The organism is Streptomyces sp. HPF1205 (genome assembly GCF_020400825.1).
GTDB lineage: Bacteria > Actinomycetota > Actinomycetes > Streptomycetales > Streptomycetaceae > Actinacidiphila.
Genome location: NZ_JAINVH010000011.1, coordinates 147,541 through 166,944, shown reverse-complemented (window position 1 = coordinate 166,944; position 19,404 = coordinate 147,541). Strand labels below are relative to the sequence as shown.

The 19,404-nt window shown below is 71.1% G+C and carries 14 protein-coding genes; 12 read left to right on the top strand and 2 right to left on the bottom strand.

The genetic code is table 11. The annotated features are described in order from the left end of the window. Positions 1 to 133: 133 nt before the first annotated feature. Positions 134 to 2,314: a RecQ family ATP-dependent DNA helicase gene (locus tag K7G61_RS15360; protein WP_225847381.1), complete on the bottom strand. Its 2,181-nt coding sequence runs from the start codon at positions 2,312 to 2,314 to the stop codon at positions 134 to 136. Positions 2,315 to 2,449: 135 nt separating this feature from the next. Between K7G61_RS15360 and K7G61_RS15355 the strand changes: the two genes are divergently transcribed. The 6 genes from K7G61_RS15355 to K7G61_RS15330 all read left to right on the top strand — a co-directional run bounded on the left by K7G61_RS15355 (position 2,450) and on the right by K7G61_RS15330 (position 10,598). Then, entirely contained in the window at positions 2,450 to 3,724 is a 1,275-nt protein-coding gene (locus tag K7G61_RS15355; RefSeq protein WP_225847380.1) for a DUF4192 domain-containing protein, read from the top strand. Between the two features lie 239 nt (positions 3,725 to 3,963). Further along, a complete protein-coding gene (locus tag K7G61_RS15350) occupies positions 3,964 to 4,692 on the top strand; it encodes an NUDIX domain-containing protein (RefSeq protein ID WP_225847379.1) in 729 nt (242 codons plus the stop codon). Positions 4,693 to 4,733: 41 nt separating this feature from the next. After that, positions 4,734 to 6,617, top strand: a complete 1,884-nt coding sequence (locus K7G61_RS15345) for an ATP-binding cassette domain-containing protein (RefSeq protein WP_225847378.1) — start codon at positions 4,734 to 4,736, stop codon at positions 6,615 to 6,617. 50 nt (positions 6,618 to 6,667) lie between these two features. Continuing rightward, positions 6,668 to 7,627 carry a FadR/GntR family transcriptional regulator gene (locus K7G61_RS15340; protein WP_308190637.1) on the top strand — a complete coding sequence of 320 codons (960 nt, stop codon included), beginning with the start codon at positions 6,668 to 6,670 and terminating at the stop codon, positions 7,625 to 7,627. A gap of 254 nt (positions 7,628 to 7,881) precedes the next feature. Further along, positions 7,882 to 9,453: an RNA polymerase sigma factor gene (locus K7G61_RS15335; protein ID WP_225847376.1), complete on the top strand. Its 1,572-nt coding sequence runs from the start codon at positions 7,882 to 7,884 to the stop codon at positions 9,451 to 9,453. Positions 9,454 to 9,692: 239 nt separating this feature from the next. Next, positions 9,693 to 10,598 carry a trypsin-like serine protease gene (locus K7G61_RS15330; RefSeq protein WP_225847375.1) on the top strand — a complete coding sequence of 302 codons (906 nt, stop codon included), beginning with the start codon at positions 9,693 to 9,695 and terminating at the stop codon, positions 10,596 to 10,598. Between the two features lie 150 nt (positions 10,599 to 10,748). Here K7G61_RS15330 and K7G61_RS15325 read toward each other — a convergent pair whose 3' ends face one another. After that, entirely contained in the window at positions 10,749 to 10,979 is a 231-nt protein-coding gene (locus K7G61_RS15325; protein ID WP_225847374.1) for a hypothetical protein, read from the bottom strand. Between the two features lie 431 nt (positions 10,980 to 11,410). On the opposite strand from K7G61_RS15325, the gene K7G61_RS15320 reads away from it, so the two are divergent. From K7G61_RS15320 to kdpB, 6 genes are all read left to right on the top strand, one after another. Further along, a complete protein-coding gene (locus tag K7G61_RS15320) occupies positions 11,411 to 13,531 on the top strand; it encodes a type IIA DNA topoisomerase subunit B (protein WP_225847373.1) in 2,121 nt (706 codons plus the stop codon). A gap of 69 nt (positions 13,532 to 13,600) precedes the next feature. Continuing rightward, the gene (locus K7G61_RS15315) at positions 13,601 to 14,566 is read left to right on the top strand and encodes an RNA polymerase subunit sigma-70 (protein WP_225847372.1); all 966 of its coding nucleotides are present in this window, start codon (positions 13,601 to 13,603) and stop codon (positions 14,564 to 14,566) included. A 145-nt stretch (positions 14,567 to 14,711) separates the two neighbouring features. After that, positions 14,712 to 15,122, top strand: a complete 411-nt coding sequence (locus K7G61_RS15310; protein WP_225847371.1) for an SgcJ/EcaC family oxidoreductase — start codon at positions 14,712 to 14,714, stop codon at positions 15,120 to 15,122. Positions 15,123 to 15,489: 367 nt separating this feature from the next. Continuing rightward, on the top strand, positions 15,490 to 15,579 hold the full coding sequence (gene kdpF, locus K7G61_RS15305; RefSeq protein ID WP_225847370.1) for a K(+)-transporting ATPase subunit F: 90 nt from the start codon (positions 15,490 to 15,492) through the stop codon (positions 15,577 to 15,579). Further along, on the top strand, positions 15,579 to 17,243 hold the full coding sequence (gene kdpA, locus K7G61_RS15300) for a potassium-transporting ATPase subunit KdpA (RefSeq protein WP_225847369.1): 1,665 nt from the start codon (positions 15,579 to 15,581) through the stop codon (positions 17,241 to 17,243). Before kdpF ends, kdpA begins: the two co-directional genes overlap by 1 nt. Beyond that, complete coding sequence (kdpB, locus tag K7G61_RS15295) at positions 17,243 to 19,378, top strand: potassium-transporting ATPase subunit KdpB (RefSeq protein WP_225847368.1); 2,136 nt, start codon at positions 17,243 to 17,245, stop codon at positions 19,376 to 19,378. The genes kdpA and kdpB overlap by 1 nt, the downstream gene beginning before the upstream one ends. Positions 19,379 to 19,404: the final 26 nt, after the last annotated feature.

Here is a 19,404-nt window from a genome sequence, read left to right as displayed (position 1 = left end):
AGAGCCGAACGGGGATCCGCAGCCAATTCTTCCTTCCGGCTTGCCGTGCGGCAACGGGCAATCGCCGTGACCGACCGGTATGGACCTGTGCGTCGGATAGATCCCTTCCGCTTGCTCTCCCGCCCTCCCCGGCTCAGCCCTGCACCGCCAGAACCAGCGGGAACACGGCGCTCGCTCCTGCCCGACGCAGCAGGCGGGCGACGACGGCCAACGTCCAGCCCGTGTCGGCGAAGTCGTCCACGAGCAGAACGGGCCCCGGCGTCCGCTTCAGCGCGGAGTTCAACTCCTCCGGCACCGTGAACGCCCCGTGCAGCGCCCGCACCCGCTGCGCGCTGTTGCTGCGGGGCACCGCGCCGGGGCCGCCGTCCCCGGTGTATTCGACGGTGCCCAGCAGCGGTATCCGCCCGATGGCCGCGATGCGTTCGCTCAGTGAGGCGACGAGGAGAGCGTGGCGGCGCGAGGCGACGGCGACCACACCGACCGGGCGCTCGGCAGCGTCCGGCCCACCGCCGGCCCACCCTCCCGGCCCCTTGGCCCAGTCGGCGAGGACCCGCACCACCGCGTCCACCGCGTCCGGCGGCACGGGCTGGTCGGGCGCGCCTTCGGCGAACAGCGGACGCAGCCGGTTTCCCCAACCGATGTCCGACAGCCGACCCAACGCGCGCCCCTGGCCCGCTTGCTCGTCGGCCGGGATGCGTCCCTTGAGCGGAACTCCGGCCGCTTCGAGCCCCGTCGGCCACATCTTGCGTGGTTCCAGCTCCACGCCCGGGCGTCCCAGGGCGGCCCGCGCCGCGTCCAGGGTCGCGCCGGACACTTCCGCGTCGAAGCGGGCGCCGGCGCAGTTGTCGCAGCGGCCGCAGGGCTCGGCCCGCTCGTCGTCCAGTTGGCGTCGCAGGAACTCCATCCGGCAGCCGGTCGTCGTCGCGTACTCCCGCATGGCCTGCTCCTCGGCCCTGCGCTGGTCGGCCACCCAGGCGTACCGCTGGGTGTCGTACACCCAGGGCTGCCCTGTCGCCGTCCAGCCGCCGCGCACCCGGCGTACCGCCCCGTCCACGTCCAGCACTTTGAGCATGGTCTCCAGCCGAGAGCGTCGCAGGTCGACGCGCGCCTCCAGGGCCGGGACGGACAGCGGCCGCCCTGCCTCCTCCAAGACGTCGAGCGTGCGGCGGACCTGCGACTCGGGTGGGAAGGCGAGTGAGGCGAAGTACCGCCAGATCGCCGCGTCCTCGGTGCCCGGGAGCAGCAGCACCTCGGCGTGGTCGACACCGCGGCCGGCCCGGCCGACCTGCTGGTAGTAGGCGATCGGCGAGGACGGGGAACCGACGTGGACGACGAAGCCGAGGTCGGGCTTGTCGAATCCCATGCCGAGCGCCGAGGTGGCCACCAGGGCCTTGACGCGGTTGGCGAGCAGGTCGTTCTCCGCGGCCTCGCGTTCGGCGGTGTCGGTCCGGCCGGAGTACGAGGCCACGGTGTGGCCCCGCTGCCGCAGGAAGGCGGCGACCTCGTCCGCGGCGGCCACGGTGAGGGTGTAGATGATGCCGGAGCCCGGCAGCGCGGCGAGATGATCGGCCAGCCAGGCCAGACGGTGGGCGGCGTCCGGAAGTCGCAGCACGGCCAGTGAAAGGCTCTCGCGGTCCAGCGGGCCGCGCAGCACCAGAGTGCCTTCCCCGCCGTCCCCCGGAACGCCGGTGCCGAGTTGCTCGGCGACGTCCGCGGTCACGCGGGCGTTCGCCGTAGCCGTCGTCGCCAGGACCGGCACGCCGTGGGGGAGGCCGGCGAGCATCGTGCGCAGCCGCCGGTAGTCGGGACGGAAGTCGTGGCCCCAGTCGGAGATGCAGTGGGCCTCGTCGACGACGAGCAGGCCGGTCGTCGCGGCGAGCCGGGGCAGCACCCCGTCCCGGAAGTCCGGGTTGTTCAGCCGCTCCGGGCTGACCAGCAGGACATCGATTTCGCCGGCGGCGACCTCGGCCTGGATGCCGCCCCACTCCTCGGGGTTGGCGGAGTTGATCGTGCGCGCCCTGATCCCCGCCCGCGCGGCCGCTTCCACCTGGTTGCGCATGAGTGCGAGCAGTGGTGACACGATCACGGTCGGTCCGCTCCCGCGCTCCCGCAGGAGCGCCGTCGCGACGAAGTAGACCGCCGATTTCCCCCAGCCGGTGCGCTGCACCACCAGTGCCCTGCGGCCGTGCGCGACCAGCGCCTCGATGGCGCGCCACTGGTCCTCGCGCAGCCGCGCGGTACCGGGCTCGGCGCCGACGAGTCGGCTCAGGACGGTGTCCGCGGCGGCGCGCAACGCGCTGGTCGTTTCGGTCATGCCTCCATGCAACCCGATCGCACCGACAGTCCGCCAACGCCGTCCCGGCGCCTGTGGAAAACTTCGCCGGAGAGTTATCCACAGCCCCCGCAAGGGGACTGGTGCGGATCATGTGCGATGCGTCATCGTCGAATCATGACTCAGAGCGACGAATTCAACCACGGACAGTCATCGGAACAACCGGTCCAGGCCAGCTTCACCTTGCGCGGCCCCGGCGAGCTCGCGGACGCCTTGCCCTATCTGATGGGCTTCCATCCTCGGAACAGCATTGTGATGGTGGCCCTGCACGGTGAACACGGCAGGTTCGGCGGCCGGCTGCGGCTCGGGCTGCCGCGGGACGCCGACGAATGGCCGGACGTGGCAGGCCAACTCGCCGAGTGCCTGGTGAAGAACAGTGTCCGGCGAGGCGCCCGGCCCGACGCCATCGTCTTCTATCTGTGCCAGGACCCGGACGAGGGTGAGCACAACTCGGCGGTCGTGGAACGGCTGCGGCCCCTGGCCCAACTCCTGCGGGTCGCATGCGGGCGGCTGGACGTGCCGGTTGTCGAGGCGCTGTGCGTGTCGGCCGGCCGCTGGTGGTCCTACTGCACGCCGCAGGCGGCCATGCCGGAGGAGGGCACGCAATTGCCACCGCCCGGCACCTCCGCGATGGCGGCCACGGCTGTGTACGCGGGCCTGCCCACGCCCGGCTCGCAGCGCGACATGGAGGCGCGGCTCAGGCCGGCGAGGGCGCGCGACCGGCAGTACGAGATCGCCCTGGACATCGCCTGCGCGGAACTGGTTCCCCGGATGCTGGCCGACGGTTCGCAGGAGCGGCTCGTCAACCGCACCGTGGCCTTGGCGAGGGCGGCGATGGAAAGGTTCCGCTCGGCGCCGGCCATCAGCGATCCCGAGCGCGGGGACCGGCGTGACGACAAGCTGCTGGGTGACGACGAGGCGGCCTCGATCATCCTCGGGCTGCAGGACAAGGAGGCCCGCGACAGGGTCGCCGAGTGGATGGAGCCGGAGCACGCCGACGCGGCGCTGCGCTTGTGGCGGGCCCTCGCCCGACGGTGTGCCGGCCCCTACAGCGAACACGCGGCCGCTCCCCTGACCCTGGCCGGCTGGGTCGCCTGGTCCTCCGGCGACGAGGCGGAGGCGCGAGTGGCCCTCACCATGGCCCTCGACCTCGAACCGCGGTACACCTTCGCCAGACTGCTGCAGACGTCGGTCAGCGCGGGCCTGGACCCGGAGCTGCTGCGCCGCACGCTGAGGGAGGAGCGGCGCCGGAGGGTGAGCGCGACGGCGAAGTCCCGGCGCCGAGCGGCCGGCACGGCTGGACCGGCCGCCCCGTCCGGGCCATCGGGACCGGCGGGCAAGGGACCCGGCCGCCACTCGCCCGGAGGTCACCGTGTCCGCTCTCGTCGGTGACGGGGGTCCCGTCGGTGACGCGGGTCCCGCGGCCGATGCGGGTCTCGTCGGCGATGCGGGTCTCGTCGGTAAGGCGGGCCCCGTCGCTGGACGGTGGCCGATCATGCGGGCCGCTGTCGGGGACATGTCCCGCGCGCTGGTCCGCGCGGGTGACCCCCCGGCGGCAAATACGGGCGACCTGATCACGAAGAGCTGCCGATCGGGCTGATTATCGTCAGGCAGACGACTAAGATCGCGGCATGTCGCCCTACGACCCGTCGGCTTTTCCGCCCTTCGCCGTCACCGTCGACCTGGTCGTGCTCACGGTGCGGCAGCACGCGCTCTGCGCACTGGCCGTGCGCCGTGGCGAGCCGCCGTTCCAGGGACGATGGGCGCTGCCAGGAGGGTTCGTCCGCACCGATGAGGACCTTTCCCAGGCGGCTGCCCGCGAGCTGGCCGAGGAGACAGGACTGCGTGCCCAGAACGGCGTCCACCTGGAGCAGCTCGCCACCTACGGCGAGCCGCAGCGGGACCCCCGGATGAGGGTGGTGAGCGTCGCCCACCTGGTCCTCGCGCCCGACCTTCCGGCGCCCCGTGCGGGCGGCGACGCCAGGAGCGCCCGGTGGGCGCCGGTCGACACGCTGCTGGCCGAGGGCGGTCAGGAGCCCGGGGAGACCTCGCTCGCCTTTGACCACGACCGCATCCTCGCCGACGGTGTGGAGCGGGCCCGCTCCAAAATCGAGTACTCGTCACTGGCGACCGCGTTCTGCCCGCCGGAGTTCACCGTGGGGGAGCTGCGGCGGGTGTACGAGGCGGTGTGGGGCGTGGCGCTGGACCCGCGCAACTTCCACCGCAAGGTGACGGGGACGGTCGGGTTCCTGGTGCCGACCGGTGGGACGACGACCCGTCAGGGCGGTCGGCCGGCTCAGCTCTTCAGGGCCGGCGGGGCCACACTGCTCAATCCGCCGATGCTGCGACCCGAGGTCTGACGCTAAGGCATTTTGTCTGTTTTGCGGGTTATGGTACTGCCGTGATCCAGGCCATCGGGTTGACCAGCGCGTCCCGGCACAGGAGCCGGCCGGTCGTCGCCGACCTGACGTTCGACGTCCGGGTCGGCGAGGTCACCGGGCTGGTGGGGAAGGCGGGTTCGGGGAAGTCGACCGCGCTGCGGCTGCTGCTGGGCTTGGAGCCCGGCCGAGGCGCGACCCTCGTCGACGGCCGCCCGCTGGCCGAGGTGCTCCACCCCGCTCGGGAGGTGGGCGCCCTGGTCGGAGAGGTGCGGGGTCATCCCGGCCGCACGGGCCGCGGGCACCTTCGGATGCTTTGCGCCGCCTTCGGGCTGCCGATGTCGCGCGCCGACGACGTCCTCGGCATCGTCGGCCTCGACGCGGTGGCGCACGAGCGGCTCGGCACGTACTCGCTCGGCATGGACCGCCGGTTCGCGATGGCCGTCGCGCTGCTCGCGCGGCCGCGGGCACTCGTCCTGGACGACCCGGCCCGCGGGCTCCCGCCCCGCGAGGCGGCATGGGTGCACGAACTGGCCAGGAGGCACGCGTCGGCCGGCGGAGCGGTTCTGCTGTCGGGCCGGGATCCGCGCGCCGCGGCTCGTACGGCCGACCGGGTGATCGTGCTGGACGAGGGGCGCATGGTCGCCGACGAGCCCGCGGCACACTTCGCCCGTACCCGGCTGCGCCCCTTCGTCGCCGTGCAATCGCCCTACGCGCAGCGGCTCGGCGAGTTGCTCAGCGACGGCGGAGCCGAGGTGGTGGCCGCGGGCGGCAGCCGCATCGCCGTGTACGGGTCGAGCCCGGCGGCGGTCGGCGAGACCGCGTACCGCAACGGGATCCTGCTCCACCAACTCGCTGAGGGCGCGGTGGCCGCGGAAGCCGCCGGTCCGGCGGTCGGGCCGGTGGCCGGCCACGCGGTGGTCTTGGCTGCGGGCACTGCCGCCGGCTCCACCGAGGCGCGCGCCGCGGGCTCTGCGGAAGGGCATGGCGAAGGGCACGGCGAGGGGCATGGCGAGGGACGGGGGCCGCGCCGGCTCCGCGTCCGCCCGGGGCGCGGACTGCCGCGCCGCGCGGTTCGCCGGGCCGGGCCGGCGCGGGCGTTCGCGTACGAGATCCGCCGCGGCTTCGGACTGCGCACGCCCTGGCCGATCGCCGCCCTCGCGCTGCTCGGTTCGGTGCTGAGCACACTGGCCATGGTCAAGCTCGGCGGTGTGCCGCTGTCCCCGATGCGGCTGCTGTCCGGCTGGTGGGACCAACTGCCGTTGCCGAGCGCGGCCGTCGGCGCGGGAGCACTGGGCGCGCTCACCTACGGACAGGAGTACCGCTACCCGGCGCTGAGCCCCGGCCTCGGCCCCGACCCGCGCAGTCCGCGCCTGCTGCTGGCCAAGCTCACGGTCGGCTCCGCGCTCGCCCTCGCGCTGGCGGCCGCCTCCGCGGCGGCCGACATCGCCGTACTGCGCCTCACCCTCGGCCTGGCACCCGACCTGCTCACCCGGCCCGGCGCGCTGGCAGGATGGGCCGCGCTGTGCGTGTGCTGCGCCTGCGCCGGAGTCCTGGCCGCGGCGGTCTTCCGCACCACCGCACTCGGAGTGGCCACCGTGCTGGCCGTGCCGGTGCTGGTCGCACCCGCCGTGCGGTTGTTCGTCGGTGGCGACGACACCCGGGAACTCCTGGACGCCGGCGGCGCGTTGTGGTCGGTGATCAGCGGGGTGTCGCAGGACGGCAGCGGCACCGTGTCCGGGACGCTGCGGTTCCTCACCCAACCGTTCTTTCTCGCCCTGGCGTTGTCGCTGGCGGCGCTCGCGGGGGCTTACGCGGCGAGCGCGTTGCGCGGACGGCGGCGCGTGCGCCGGTCAACTGCCGTACCTCCCGGCCGAACTGCCCCGCTCACCAGCAAGAAAGGGTGATCCGCCCGGGCAGTCGTCAATTATCAGGTGATGAGTGCTCACCCTTTCGTGTGCTTTTCAGCAAAGCCCTCAAGGCGCGCATCGGCATCGCCGACAAAGGATGCGTGAGTACCCTTGCGCATTCCATGATGACCGCGGCTCGCTCCGCCGACTCCGGTGTCGCCGGCTCGGGCGAGCTGGACCGCTACTCGTACCCCGATTCCGGTGGCACCGACCGGCCCGGGCCCGCCTCCTGGGAGGGCGTGGAGCCGGACATGGGCCGGGTCGGCCGGCGCGGCGGCAGCAGTCGCGGCCGGGGACTGCACGGCCAACTCGTCCAGCAGCTCGGACAGATGATCGTCTCCGGCGATCTCGGAGCCGACCGGCCGCTGGTCCCCGAGGAGATCGGCCAGCGCTTCGAGGTCTCCCGCACCGTGGTGCGCGAGTCCCTGCGCGTGCTGGAGGCCAAGGGGCTGGTCAGCGCCAGGCCCAACGTGGGCACCCGGGTCCGCCCGGTCGCCGACTGGAACCTGCTGGACCCCGACATCATCGAATGGCGCGCCTTCGGCCCCCAGCGCGACGACCAGCGCCGCGAGCTGCTCGAACTGCGCTGGACCATCGAACCCCTCGCCGCCCGCCTCGCCGCCGGCCACGGCCGTGACGACGTCCAGCAGCGTCTCGCCGACATGGCCGAGATCATGGCGCACGCCGCCGCCCAGAACGACGCCCTCACCTTCAGCCGCGCCGACACCGAGTTCCACACGCTGCTGCTGCAGATCGCCGGGAACAAGATGCTGGAACACCTGTCCGGCATCGTCTCCTCCGCGCTGCACGTCTCCGGGGGCTCCGTCACCGGCTGCGAGCGTCCGGGCGACACCTCGGTGGGCCTCCACCAGCGCATCGTCGAGGCGCTCGCCGAGGGCGACGGCGGGACCGCCGAAGCCGCCATGCGCCAGCTCCTCACCGTGCCCGCCGACCAGCCGTCCGGTGCCGCCGACAGCCACGTAGTCCCCGCGCCGCGCGAGCACTGAGCGCGACCCCGGCCGCCGCGGGTCCCGCACCACCGGGACCGGCGGCGGCACCGCGTGTGGCAGATGCCCGGCTTGGGTAGGAATAAGTGCGATTTGGGGTGTGACTCGGGCCACGTAAGCTGGGCGTAACGCCAAGCGAAGCAATGCGATGACTTAAGAGGTGGCGGCCGCGCGAGGAATTCTCGGCGTCGCAGCCGGCGCTGAGTCGCTCTGCGGTTCCACCGAGTCGTTCCCATCGTTCCGAGAGGTTGTTCGTGTCGGCCAGCACATCCCGTACGCTCCCGTCCGAGATCGCAGAGTCCGAGTCTCTGATGGCGCTCATCGAGCAGGGTAAGGCCCAGGGCCAGATCGCCGGCGACGATGTACGTCGGGCGTTCGAGGCGGACCAGATTCCGGCAACCCAGTGGAAGAACGTTCTGCGCAGCCTCAACCAGGTCCTCGATGAGGAGGGTGTGACGCTGATGGTGACTGCCGCTGAGGCGCCCAAGCGCACCCGAAAGAGCGTCGCAGCCAAGAGCCCGGCGAAGCGTACTGCCACCAAGACGGTCGCCACCAAGGCGGCCCCTGCCAAGAAGACCGTAGCGCCCAAGGCCCCCGCCCCCGAGGTGGTGGTCGAGGCCGAGACCACGGTGGAGCCATCGGTGGAGGCGGAAACCCAGCCCAAGAAGGCACCCGCGAAGAAGACCGTCGCCAAGAAGACGGCGGCTGCCAAGAAGGCGCCCGCGAAGAAGACGGCGGCGAAGAAGACCACCGCCGTCCCGAGCGAGGACGAGGCAGCGGTCGAGGCGGAGGACCTGCTGGACGACGCGCCCGTGAAGAGTGCGGACGACGAGACGGAGAAGGCGGAGTCCGAGAGCTTCGTGCTCTCCGACGACGACGAGGACGACGCGCCGGCCCAGCAGGTCGCGGTCGCCGGCGCCACCGCCGACCCGGTCAAGGACTATCTGAAGCAGATCGGCAAGGTCCCCCTGCTCAACGCGGAGCAGGAGGTCGAGCTGGCCAAGCGGATCGAGGCCGGCCTGTTCGCCGAGGACAAGCTCGCGGCGGCCGACAAGCTCGCGCCCAAGCTCAAGCGCGAGCTGGAGATCATCGCGGAGGACGGCCGCTGGGCCAAGAACCACCTGCTGGAGGCCAACCTCCGGCTCGTGGTCTCGCTCGCCAAGCGCTACACCGGCCGCGGCATGCTCTTCCTCGACCTGATCCAGGAGGGGAACCTGGGTCTGATCCGTGCGGTCGAGAAATTCGACTACACCAAGGGTTTCAAGTTCTCCACCTACGCCACCTGGTGGATCCGGCAGGCGATCACCCGCGCCATGGCCGACCAGGCCCGTACCATCCGCATCCCGGTGCACATGGTCGAGGTCATCAACAAGCTGGCCCGAGTGCAGCGCCAGATGCTCCAGGACCTGGGCCGCGAGCCCACCCCGGAGGAGCTGGCCAAGGAACTCGACATGACCCCCGAGAAGGTCATCGAGGTCCAGAAGTACGGCCGCGAGCCCATCTCGCTGCACACCCCGCTCGGCGAGGACGGCGACAGCGAGTTCGGTGACCTGATCGAGGACTCCGAGGCGGTCGTGCCGGCCGACGCGGTCAGCTTCACGCTTCTGCAGGAGCAGCTGCACTCCGTCCTCGACACCCTTTCCGAGCGGGAGGCGGGCGTGGTCTCCATGCGCTTCGGCCTCACCGACGGCCAGCCCAAGACGCTGGACGAGATCGGCAAGGTGTACGGGGTCACGCGCGAGCGGATCCGCCAGATCGAGTCGAAGACCATGTCGAAGCTGCGCCACCCGTCCCGCTCGCAGGTCCTGCGCGACTACCTCGACTGACCGACTACCTCGACTGACCGGCTGACCGACTGACCGACCGGTCCGGCCAGTCCGTCGGGTCCGTCGGGTCCGTCCGATACGGAGCGGCCCGGTCGGCCCGACCGGGCCGCTCCCCGTGGGCCCGACCGGCGCGAGCGGTAGGCCCGACACGCCAGGCCACTGGCGTTGCTGCGGATGCGGCCTCCGGCTCTGTCGATGACTCTGGGTGTCCAGAGTTGTCCACAGGGTCAGGAGGCCGCATGCGTTCCCTCGTCCATACCGCCGCGGGAAGCCGTTCCATAGCGTCGCGGGTGGCAGCCGCGGTGCGCGCGCCGCTGCGGCGCCGGGTGCCGCTCATCGGCGCGCTCGCGCTGCTTCCCGCGGTGGCCGTGCCGCTGGCCGCGCCCGCCACGCCCGCCGCGGCCAACGATGTCGTGGTGGGCGGGACCGTCACCACCACCGACCAGCAGTCGTGGGTGGTCGCGCTGGCCAGCCGGTCCCGCTTCGGAACGGAGCGTTCCGGTCAGTTCTGCGGAGGGGTGGCCGTGGGGCCGCGCACGGTGCTGACCGCCGCGCACTGCTTCGGTGGCGAGGTTCTGGGGGTCACCGACTGGCGGCGCCTGGGCGACCTGCGGGTCATCGCCGGCCGCACCGATCTGAGGGGGGACGCGGGCGAGGAGCTCACGCCGGTGGGCGTGTGGGTCAACCCCGGGTTCGACCCGGTGACCAACGCCGGGGATGTGGCGGTGGTCACAGTGGACCGGGACCTGCCCGGTGGCGCCGCTCTCCCCATGGCGCAGCCCTCGGACACGGCCGACTACGCCGCCGGTACGGGCGCGCAGGTCTACGGCTGGGGTGACACCAGCGGCCGCGGCGACTACGCCGACACGCTGCACGCGGCCGACGTCACCGTACTGCCGGACGCGGACTGCGAGCGGGCGTACCCGGGGAGTGCGGACGGCAGGTACACGTCCACCACGATGATGTGCGCGGGGGTCACGGGCGGCGGGCGGGACGCCTGCCAGGGGGACAGCGGCGGGCCGCTGGTGGTCGCGGGACGCCTGGTGGGACTGGTCTCATGGGGGAGCGGCTGTGCGCAGCCTGGCTACCCGGGGGTCTATACGCGGGTCTCCGCCGTGTCGGCACTGGTCTCCCGGCACCTGTGACTGCCTCCCGGCGCCTGTGACGGACGCGGCCGGAGGAGACCCGGCCGGCGTCGTTCGGCCCGGGTTCCCCGGACCGGCAAGCATGCGGGCGGACACCCCCTGAAGGGGTCCGTCCGCCCGCGGCTCCGAACTCGTCGCTGGTGCGATGTGTCAGCGCTCTTCGTCTCCCGCCGAAGCCGGGGTGTCGGTCAGCCGACCGCTCTCGTCCTGTATTTCCGCTGCGATCTTCTTGAGCTCGGGCTCGAACTTGCGGCCGTGGTGAGCGCAGAAGAGCAGCTCTCCGCCGCTGATGAGGACGACGCGCAGGTAAGCCTGAGCGCCGCAACGGTCGCAGCGGTCTGCCGCTGTCAGCGGACTCGCGGGGGTCAGAACAGTAGTCACGTCGCCTCTTCTCTAGCTCGACGAGCTGTCGTACCAGGGTCAACATCCAACCAGGCCGAAAACGTTCCCGCTGACGGCTTTTCCTCGAAATCCGACCTCGGAGTGACTGGGTGTTACCGATTGGCGGCGAATTGGAGTCAGTTGCGTCAGATGTGTCGTATGGAGGTGTTGTCCGGACTCGGGCCCCCGGCCGGCTGCCGGGTGTTGGAGAGGACGTGCCCGGAGCCTAAATGGTTCATGCCTCTTTGGGAACGTGACATGTGTATCACTCCCCCGGGTTATCGAACGACTGCTCGATAAGAGCTAGTATGGGCGTTCCCGGTACCGGGTCGCGGCGCTGCCCACCCCCCGGACCTCGGTACCCTCTCACCGACACGGCCTCATCGTCAGGGCCGAAAACTTCAGAACACCTGGATCGAGGAGCTGCCCGCGTGACCGCCGAGACGACCGTGCCGTCCCCCGCGCTGCTGACCGGCGCGGACCGTGACGGGTCCAACTACACCGCGCGGCACCTGCTCGTCCTCGAAGGCCTCGAAGCGGTCCGCAAGCGACCCGGTATGTACATCGGATCGACCGACAGTCGCGGTCTGATGCACTGCGTCTGGGAGATCATCGACAACTCCGTCGACGAGGCGCTCGCCGGGCACGGGGACCGTATCGAGGTGATCCTCTACGAGGACGGCTCGATCGAGGTCCGCGACAAGGGCCGCGGCATCCCCGTCGACGTCGAGCCCAAGACGGGGCTGTCCGGCGTCGAGGTCGTCATGACCAAGCTGCACGCCGGCGGCAAGTTCGGCGGTGGCTCGTACGCGGCATCCGGCGGCCTGCACGGCGTCGGCGCGTCCGTCGTCAACGCGTTGTCGTCCCGGCTGGACGTCGAGGTGGACCGCGGCGGCCACACCCACGCCATCAGCTTCCGCCGTGGTGTGCCCGGCCGTTTCTCCGGCCCCGGCCCGGACGCGCCCTTCGAGGCGGACACCGGCCTGGAAAAGACCAAGAAGGTCCCCAGGACCCGCACCGGCACCCGGGTGCGCTACTGGGCGGACCGCCAGATCTTCCTCAAGGACGCCCGGCTGTCCCTGGAGACGCTGTACCAGCGCGCCCGGCAGACCGCTTTCCTCGTGCCCGGACTGACCATCGTGGTGCGCGACGAGCGCGGCATCGAGTCGGACAAGCCGGTGGAGGAGGTCTTCCACTACGACGGCGGCATCAGCGAGTTCTGCGAGTACCTGGCGCCCGACAAGCCCATCTGCGACGTCCTGCGACTCAACGGCAGCGGCACCTTCAAGGAGACCGTGCCGGTGCTCGACGACCGCGGCCACATGACGGCCACGGAGGTCACCCGCGAACTGGGCGTCGACATCGCGCTGCGCTGGGGCACCGGCTACGACAGCACCACCCGCTCGTTCGTCAACATCATCGCCACCCCCAAGGGCGGCACCCACGTGGCGGGCTTCGAGCGCTCCGTCACCAGGACGCTCAACGAGGTGCTGCGCGCCACGAAGGTGCTGCGCGTCGCCGAAGAGGACATCGTCAAGGACGACGCCATGGAGGGGCTCACGGCGGTCGTCACCGTGCGCCTGGCCGAGCCGCAGTTCGAGGGGCAGACGAAGGAGGTGCTGGGCACCTCTGCGGCGAACCGCATCGTGGCCGCGGTCGTCGCCAAGGAGCTCAAGGAGTTCCTGACCTCCACCAAGCGGGACAGCAAGGCGCAGGCCCGGGCGGTGCTGGAGAAGGCCGCCGCCGCCGCCAGGACGCGGATCGCGGCCCGCCAGCACAAGGAGGCCCAGCGCCGCAAGACCGCGCTGGAGACGTCCTCGCTGCCGGCCAAGCTCGCCGACTGCCGCAGCGACGACGTGGACCGCAGCGAGCTGTTCATCGTCGAGGGCGACTCGGCCCTCGGCACCGCGAAGCTCGCCCGCAACTCCGAGTTCCAGGCGCTGCTGCCGATCCGCGGCAAGATCCTCAACGTCCAGAAGTCGTCGATCTCGGACATGCTCAAGAACGCCGAGTGCGGCGCGATCATCCAGGTCATAGGAGCGGGCTCCGGCCGCACCTTCGACATCGACCAGGCGCGGTACGGCAAGGTCATCTTCCTCGCCGACGCGGACGTCGACGGCGCCCACATCCGCTGCCTGCTCCTGACGCTCTTCCAGCGGTACATGCGGCCCATGGTGGAGGAGGGCCGGGTCTTCTCCGCGGTGCCGCCGCTGCACCGCATCGAGCTCGTCCAGCCCAAGCGGGGCCAGGACAAGTACCTCTACACCTACTCCGACAACGAACTGCGCCAGACCCTGCTGGACCTCCAGCGCCGGGGCGTGCGCTACAAGGACAGCATCCAGCGCTACAAGGGCCTCGGCGAGATGGACGCCAACCAACTGGCCGAGACCACGATGGATCCCCGCCACCGCACTCTGCGCCGCATCAACATCAGCGACCTGGAAGCGGCCGAGCAGGCCTTCGACCTCCTGATGGGCAACGAGGTGGCGCCCCGCAAGGAGTTCATCACCAACTCGGCCTCCACGCTGGACCGGGCGCGGATCGACGTCTGAGGCGAGGCGGGACGGGCCCGGTCAGGGCAGGCCGGTCCCCGGCAGGTGGGAAGCGCGGAAAGGGCCGGCATGGCGAACACGGTGGAGGACTTCGACCACCGGCTCGAACAGTACCGGCCGGAGTTGCTGGCCCACTGCTACCGCATGCTCGGCTCGGTCCACGACGCCGAGGACCTGGTCCAGGAGACCTACCTGCGGGCCTGGCGGGCGCGCGACCGTTACGACCGGGCCCGCAGCTCGCCGCGGACCTGGCTGTACCGGATCGCGACGAACGCCTGCCTGACCGCCCTGGAAAGCCGCGGTCGCAGACCCCTGCCGTCGGGAACGGTCGCCGACAGCCGGCCGCTGGACCCCCTGGTGCACGGCGGCGAGGCCACCTGGCTGCAGCCGGTGCCCGACTCGCTGCTGCGCCTGGGGGACCCCGCCGGCGCGGCCATCGACCGGGGCAGCCTGCGCCTGGCCTTCGTCGCGGCGGTTCAGCACCTGTCCGCGCGTGAGCGTGGCGCGCTGATCCTGAGCGAGGTCCTGGCCTTTTCCGCCGCCGAGACGGCGGCGATCCTCGGGACATCCGTCGCCTCGGTCAACAGCGCGCTGCAGCGGGCGCGGGCACGGCTGAGGCAGGCCGGCCTCCTGGAGGACGACGTCCCGGAGCCCTCGCGGGCGGAGCAGCGCGCCACCGTCGAGCGCTACATGTCGGCGTTCGAGAACGCCGACATCGAGGGACTCAAGCGGCTCCTCGCCGACGACGTCCTCATGGAGATGCCGCCGATGCTCAACTGGTTCACCGGCCGCGACAACTACGGCCGGTTCATGGAGTGGGTCTTCGCCAAGGCGGGCACCAGGTGGCGGCTGGCTCCCGTCGCGGCCAACGGCCAGCCGGGCTTCGCCGCCTACAACCTCCGCGAAAGCGGCGCGTTCGAACTGCACACCCTCCAGGTGTTCACCGTCACCGCCGCCGGCATCAGCAGGAACACCGTCTTCCAGGACGCGGACGTGTTCGCGACGTTCGGCCTCGCTCCCAGGATCGACGTCTGACCACTGCCGGGACCGCCGCGGCCGTGGCAGCGGCCGCGGCCGTCGAAGAAGGGTTCACCGGCGCGATGAGTTCCGGCCCCGCCGCCGGTATGTACGGGCGAGTCCGCCGGAATTCCCTGGCGGACCGGCCACAAGGGAGAACCCGATGTCAGACAGTCGTACGGAAGACGCGGCGGCCATCCAGGCCGTACTTGCCGACTCCTACAAGGCGTGGGCGGCCGGCGACGCCGACGGCATGGTCGCCGACTACACCGCGGACGCGACCGCCATCATGACCGGCTCGCTCCGCGACAGCCGTGAGGTGATCCGCGAGAGCATGGCCCTGGCCTTCCAGGGACCGCTCAAGGGCACCTCGACCTGGAACAGGCAGCTCGGCCTCCGCTTCGTCGGCAGGGACGCCGCGATCGTCGTCAGCGAATCCGCCATCCTCCACGCCGGCGAGACCGAGGTTCCGGACACCCGCAAGGTGAACGCGACCTGGGTGTTCGAAAAGCGCGACGGCCAGTGGCTGATCGCCGCCTATCACAACAGCCCGGTGCTCCCGCCCGCGCAGTGAACCCCGCGAGGGTCCGGCGCATCCGGTCCGCCCGCGCGTCCCGTCGGGCGCGCGGGCCCCGGTTTCCCGCCCGGGGCGAACCCCGGCCCGCCCCGCGCGCGACCCGCGGTTTCACGTCAGGCGGAAGGGTGATGTCAAGGCCGCGTGAATAGGCCGTCCGGCGGCGTCAGGAGGCCGTCAACGCCGCCGGACGGCGATGCGGGGGCAAGGTTTGCTGTCGGGGCGCCGGTGCCCGTCGGCGCCGTTTCGACGCAACCTCCGCCATCACGATCCGGGGTGTCCCGTTCATGTCCGATCTGGTTTTCGTCGCCGTGACGATCGCGGTGTTCGCCGTGCTCGCCCTTGTGGTCAAGGGGGTCGAGAAGCTGTGAGCGCGGAGAACATCGTCGGCCTGGTCGTCGCCTGCGGCCTGCTCGGCTACCTCGTGCTGGCCCTGATCTTCCCGGAGCGGTTCTAGTGGACGACACCCTCGCGGGCTGGCTCCAGATCCTCGCGCTGGTGGGCGCGCTGGCGCTGACGTACCGGCCGCTGGGCGACTACATGGCCCACATCCTCACCGCCCCCGAGCACCTGCGTGCCGAGCGGTTCGTCTACCGGCTGGGCGGGGTGAACGCGGAGGCCGACCAGCGGTGGACGGCGTACCTGCGCAGCGTCCTCGCCTTCTCCGCGGTCTCCGTGCTGTTCCTGTACGGGTTCCTGCGGCTGCAGCGGCATTTGCTGCTGTCGCTGGGTTTCCCGGGGGTGAAGGCGGATCAGGCGTTCAACACCGCCGCCTCGTTCGTCACGAACACCAACTGGCAGTCGTACTCGGGCGAGTCGACGATGGGCTACCTGGTGCAGATGACGGGCCTGGCGGTGCAGAACTTCGTGTCGGCGGCGGTGGGCATCGCGGTGGTGGCCGCGCTGATCCGCGGCTTCACCCGCAAGCGCACCGACCGGGTCGGGAACTTCTGGGTGGACCTGACCCGCGTCGTGGTGCGGCTGCTGCTGCCGCTGGCCTTCGTGTTCGCCATCGTGCTCGTCGCGGGCGGCGTCGTGCAGAGTTTCCACGGCATCCAGTCGATTGCGAACATCGCGGGCGGCCACCAGCACCTGTACACCGGCCCGACCGCCTCGCAGGAGGCGATCAAGCAGCTCGGCACCAACGGCGGCGGCATCAACAACGCCAACTCCGCCCACCCCTTCGAGAACCCCAACGCGTTCACGAACTGGCTGGAGATCTACCTGCTGCTGGCGATCTCGTTCTCGCTGCCGCGCACCTTCGGGACGATGGTGGGCGACAAGCGGCAGGGCTACGCGATCCTGGCCGTGATGGGCCTGATCTGGGCGGTCTCGGTGACCCTGATCACCGTCAACGAACTGCACAGCGTGAGCAGCGCGGCCGGTCACGCGGCCGGCGGGATGATGGAGGGCAAGGAGCAGAGATTCGGCATCTGGGCCTCGGCCCTGTTCGCCGCGTCCACGACGCTCACCTCGACAGGTGCGGTGAACTCCTTCCACGACTCGTTCTCGCCCGGCGGCGGCGGGATGGCGATCTTCGACATGATGCTGGGCGAGATCGCGCCCGGCGGCACCGGCTCCGGCCTGTACGGGATCCTGATCCTGGCGATCATCACGGTGTTCGTGGCCGGCCTGATGGTCGGGCGGACGCCTGAGTACCTGGGCAAGAAGCTCGGCAGCCGGGAGATGAAGTTCGCCTCCCTCTACATCCTCGCCACCCCGGCGATCGTGCTGGTCGGCTCGGGGCTCGCGATGTCGCTGAAGGGCGAGCGGGCGGGCATGCTCAACTCCGGCCCGCACGGCTTCTCCGAGGTGCTGTACGCCTTCACCTCCGCGGCGAACAACAACGGCTCGGCGTTCGCCGGTCTCGGCGTCGACACCCACTGGTGGAACACCGCGCTGGGCCTGGCGATGCTGCTGGGCCGCTTCCTGCCGATGATCTTCGTGCTCGCGCTGGCCGGCTCCCTGGCCCGGCAGCAGCCGGTCCCGGTCACCGCGGGCACCTTGCCCACCCACCGGCCGCAGTTCGTCGGCCTGCTCACCGGCGTCGTCCTGATCGTCGTGGGCCTCACCTACTTCCCCGCCCTCGCGCTGGGTCCGCTCGCGGAAGGTCTGCACTGATGTCGTCCCCGTCCACCTTCACATCCCCCGTCACGCCCGGCGGCGGACCGCGCGACTCCCACCGGGCCTCCGGGCGGCTGCTCGACCCCGGCCAGCTGATCAGATCACTTCCCGACGCGGTCAAGAAGCTCGATCCGCGGACCATGGCCAGGAATCCGGTCATGTTCGTCGTCCAGACCGGTTCCGTGCTGACCACGGTCTTCGCGATCAAGGACCCGAGCGTCTTCGGGTGGGTGATCACCGTCTGGCTGTGGCTGACCGTGGTGTTCGCCAACCTCGCCGAGGCCGTGGCCGAGGGGCGCGGCAAGGCGCAGGCCGAGACACTGCGCAGGACCAGGACCCACACCGTCGCCCGCAGGCTCACCGACTGGCGGCCGGGCGCCAGGGACCCGCACGAGGAGGAGGTGCCCGCCGCCTCGCTGGCCCTGGGCGACCACGTCGTCGTCGAGGCGGGGCAGATGATCCCCGGTGACGGCGATGTCGTCGAAGGCGTCGCCTCCGTGGACGAGTCCGCGATCACGGGCGAGTCCGCTCCCGTGATCCGCGAGTCCGGCGGCGACCGGTCGGCGGTGACCGGCGGGACGAAGGTGCTCTCCGACCGGATCGTGGTGAAGATCACTTCCAAGCCGGGGGAGACGTTCATCGACCGGATGATCGCCCTTGTCGAGGGCGCCGCCCGGCAGAAGACGCCCAACGAGGTCGCGCTGAACATCCTGCTGGCCTCGCTGACGATCGTCTTCCTCGTCGCGGTCGTCACCCTGCAGCCCTTCGCCCTCTACGCCGGGGCCGAGCAGCCCATCGTCGTCCTGGTCGCCCTGGTGGTCGCGCTGATCCCGACCACCATCGGGGCACTGCTGTCGGCCATCGGCATCGCCGGCATGGACCGCATGGTGCAGCGCAACGTGCTCGCCATGTCCGGCCGCGCGGTCGAGGCCGCGGGCGACGTCAACACGCTGCTGCTGGACAAGACCGGCACCATCACGCTGGGCAACCGGCAGGCCGCCGAGTTCCTGCCGGTCAGCGGGATGAGCGTGGACGAGCTCGCGGACGCGGCGCAGCTGTCCTCGCTGTCGGACGAGACCCCGGAGGGCCGCTCCATCGTGGTGCTGGCCAAGGAGAAGCACGGGCTGCGGGGACGGGCCGAGGGCCAGTTGCCGCACGCCACGTTCGTACCGTTCAGCGCGCAGACCCGGATGAGCGGGGTGGACCTGGCCGAGGACGGCGGCCACAGGTCGCTGCGCAAGGGGGCCGCCACCGCGGTCATGCACTGGATCCGGGACAACGGCGGCCGCCCGACGGAGGAGGTCGGCCCGCTGGTCGACTCCATCGCGGCGAGCGGCGGCACGCCGCTGGTCGTGGGCGAGGTCGTGCGGCGCGAGGAGGAGGTGACCGCGGCCGTGCTCGGCGTGATCAACCTCAAGGACGTCGTCAAGGCGGGCATGCGGGAGCGGTTCGACGAGCTGCGCCGGATGGGCATCCGCACGGTCATGATCACCGGTGACAACCCGGTGACCGCCAAGGCCATCGCCCGGGAGGCAGGGGTCGACGACTTCCTCGCCGAGGCCACGCCCGAGGACAAGATGGCGCTGATCAGGCGTGAGCAGGCGGGCGGGAAGCTGGTAGCGATGACCGGCGACGGTACGAACGACGCGCCCGCGCTCGCGCAGGCCGATGTCGGCGTGGCCATGAACACCGGCACCTCGGCCGCCAAGGAGGCCGGGAACATGGTGGACCTGGACTCCAACCCCACCAAGCTGATCGAGATCGTGGAGATCGGCAAGCAGCTCCTCATCACCCGCGGCGCCCTGACCACGTTCTCCATCGCCAACGACGTGGCGAAGTACTTCGCGATCATCCCCGCGATGTTCGCCGGCGTGTACCCGGGCCTGGACCGGCTCAACATCATGAAGCTGCACAGCCCGCACTCCGCGATCACCTCCGCGGTCGTCTTCAACGCGCTGATCATCATCGCCCTGATCCCGCTCGCCCTGCGCGGCGTGCGCTACCGCCCCTCCTCGGCCGCCGCGCTGCTCAACCGCAACATCTGGGTGTTCGGCCTGGGCGGCCTGGTGCTGCCGTTCGCCGGCATCAAACTCATCGACCTGATCATCCAGTTCATCCCCGGCCTGCGCTGACCACGGTCACGGAAAGGAGATCCACC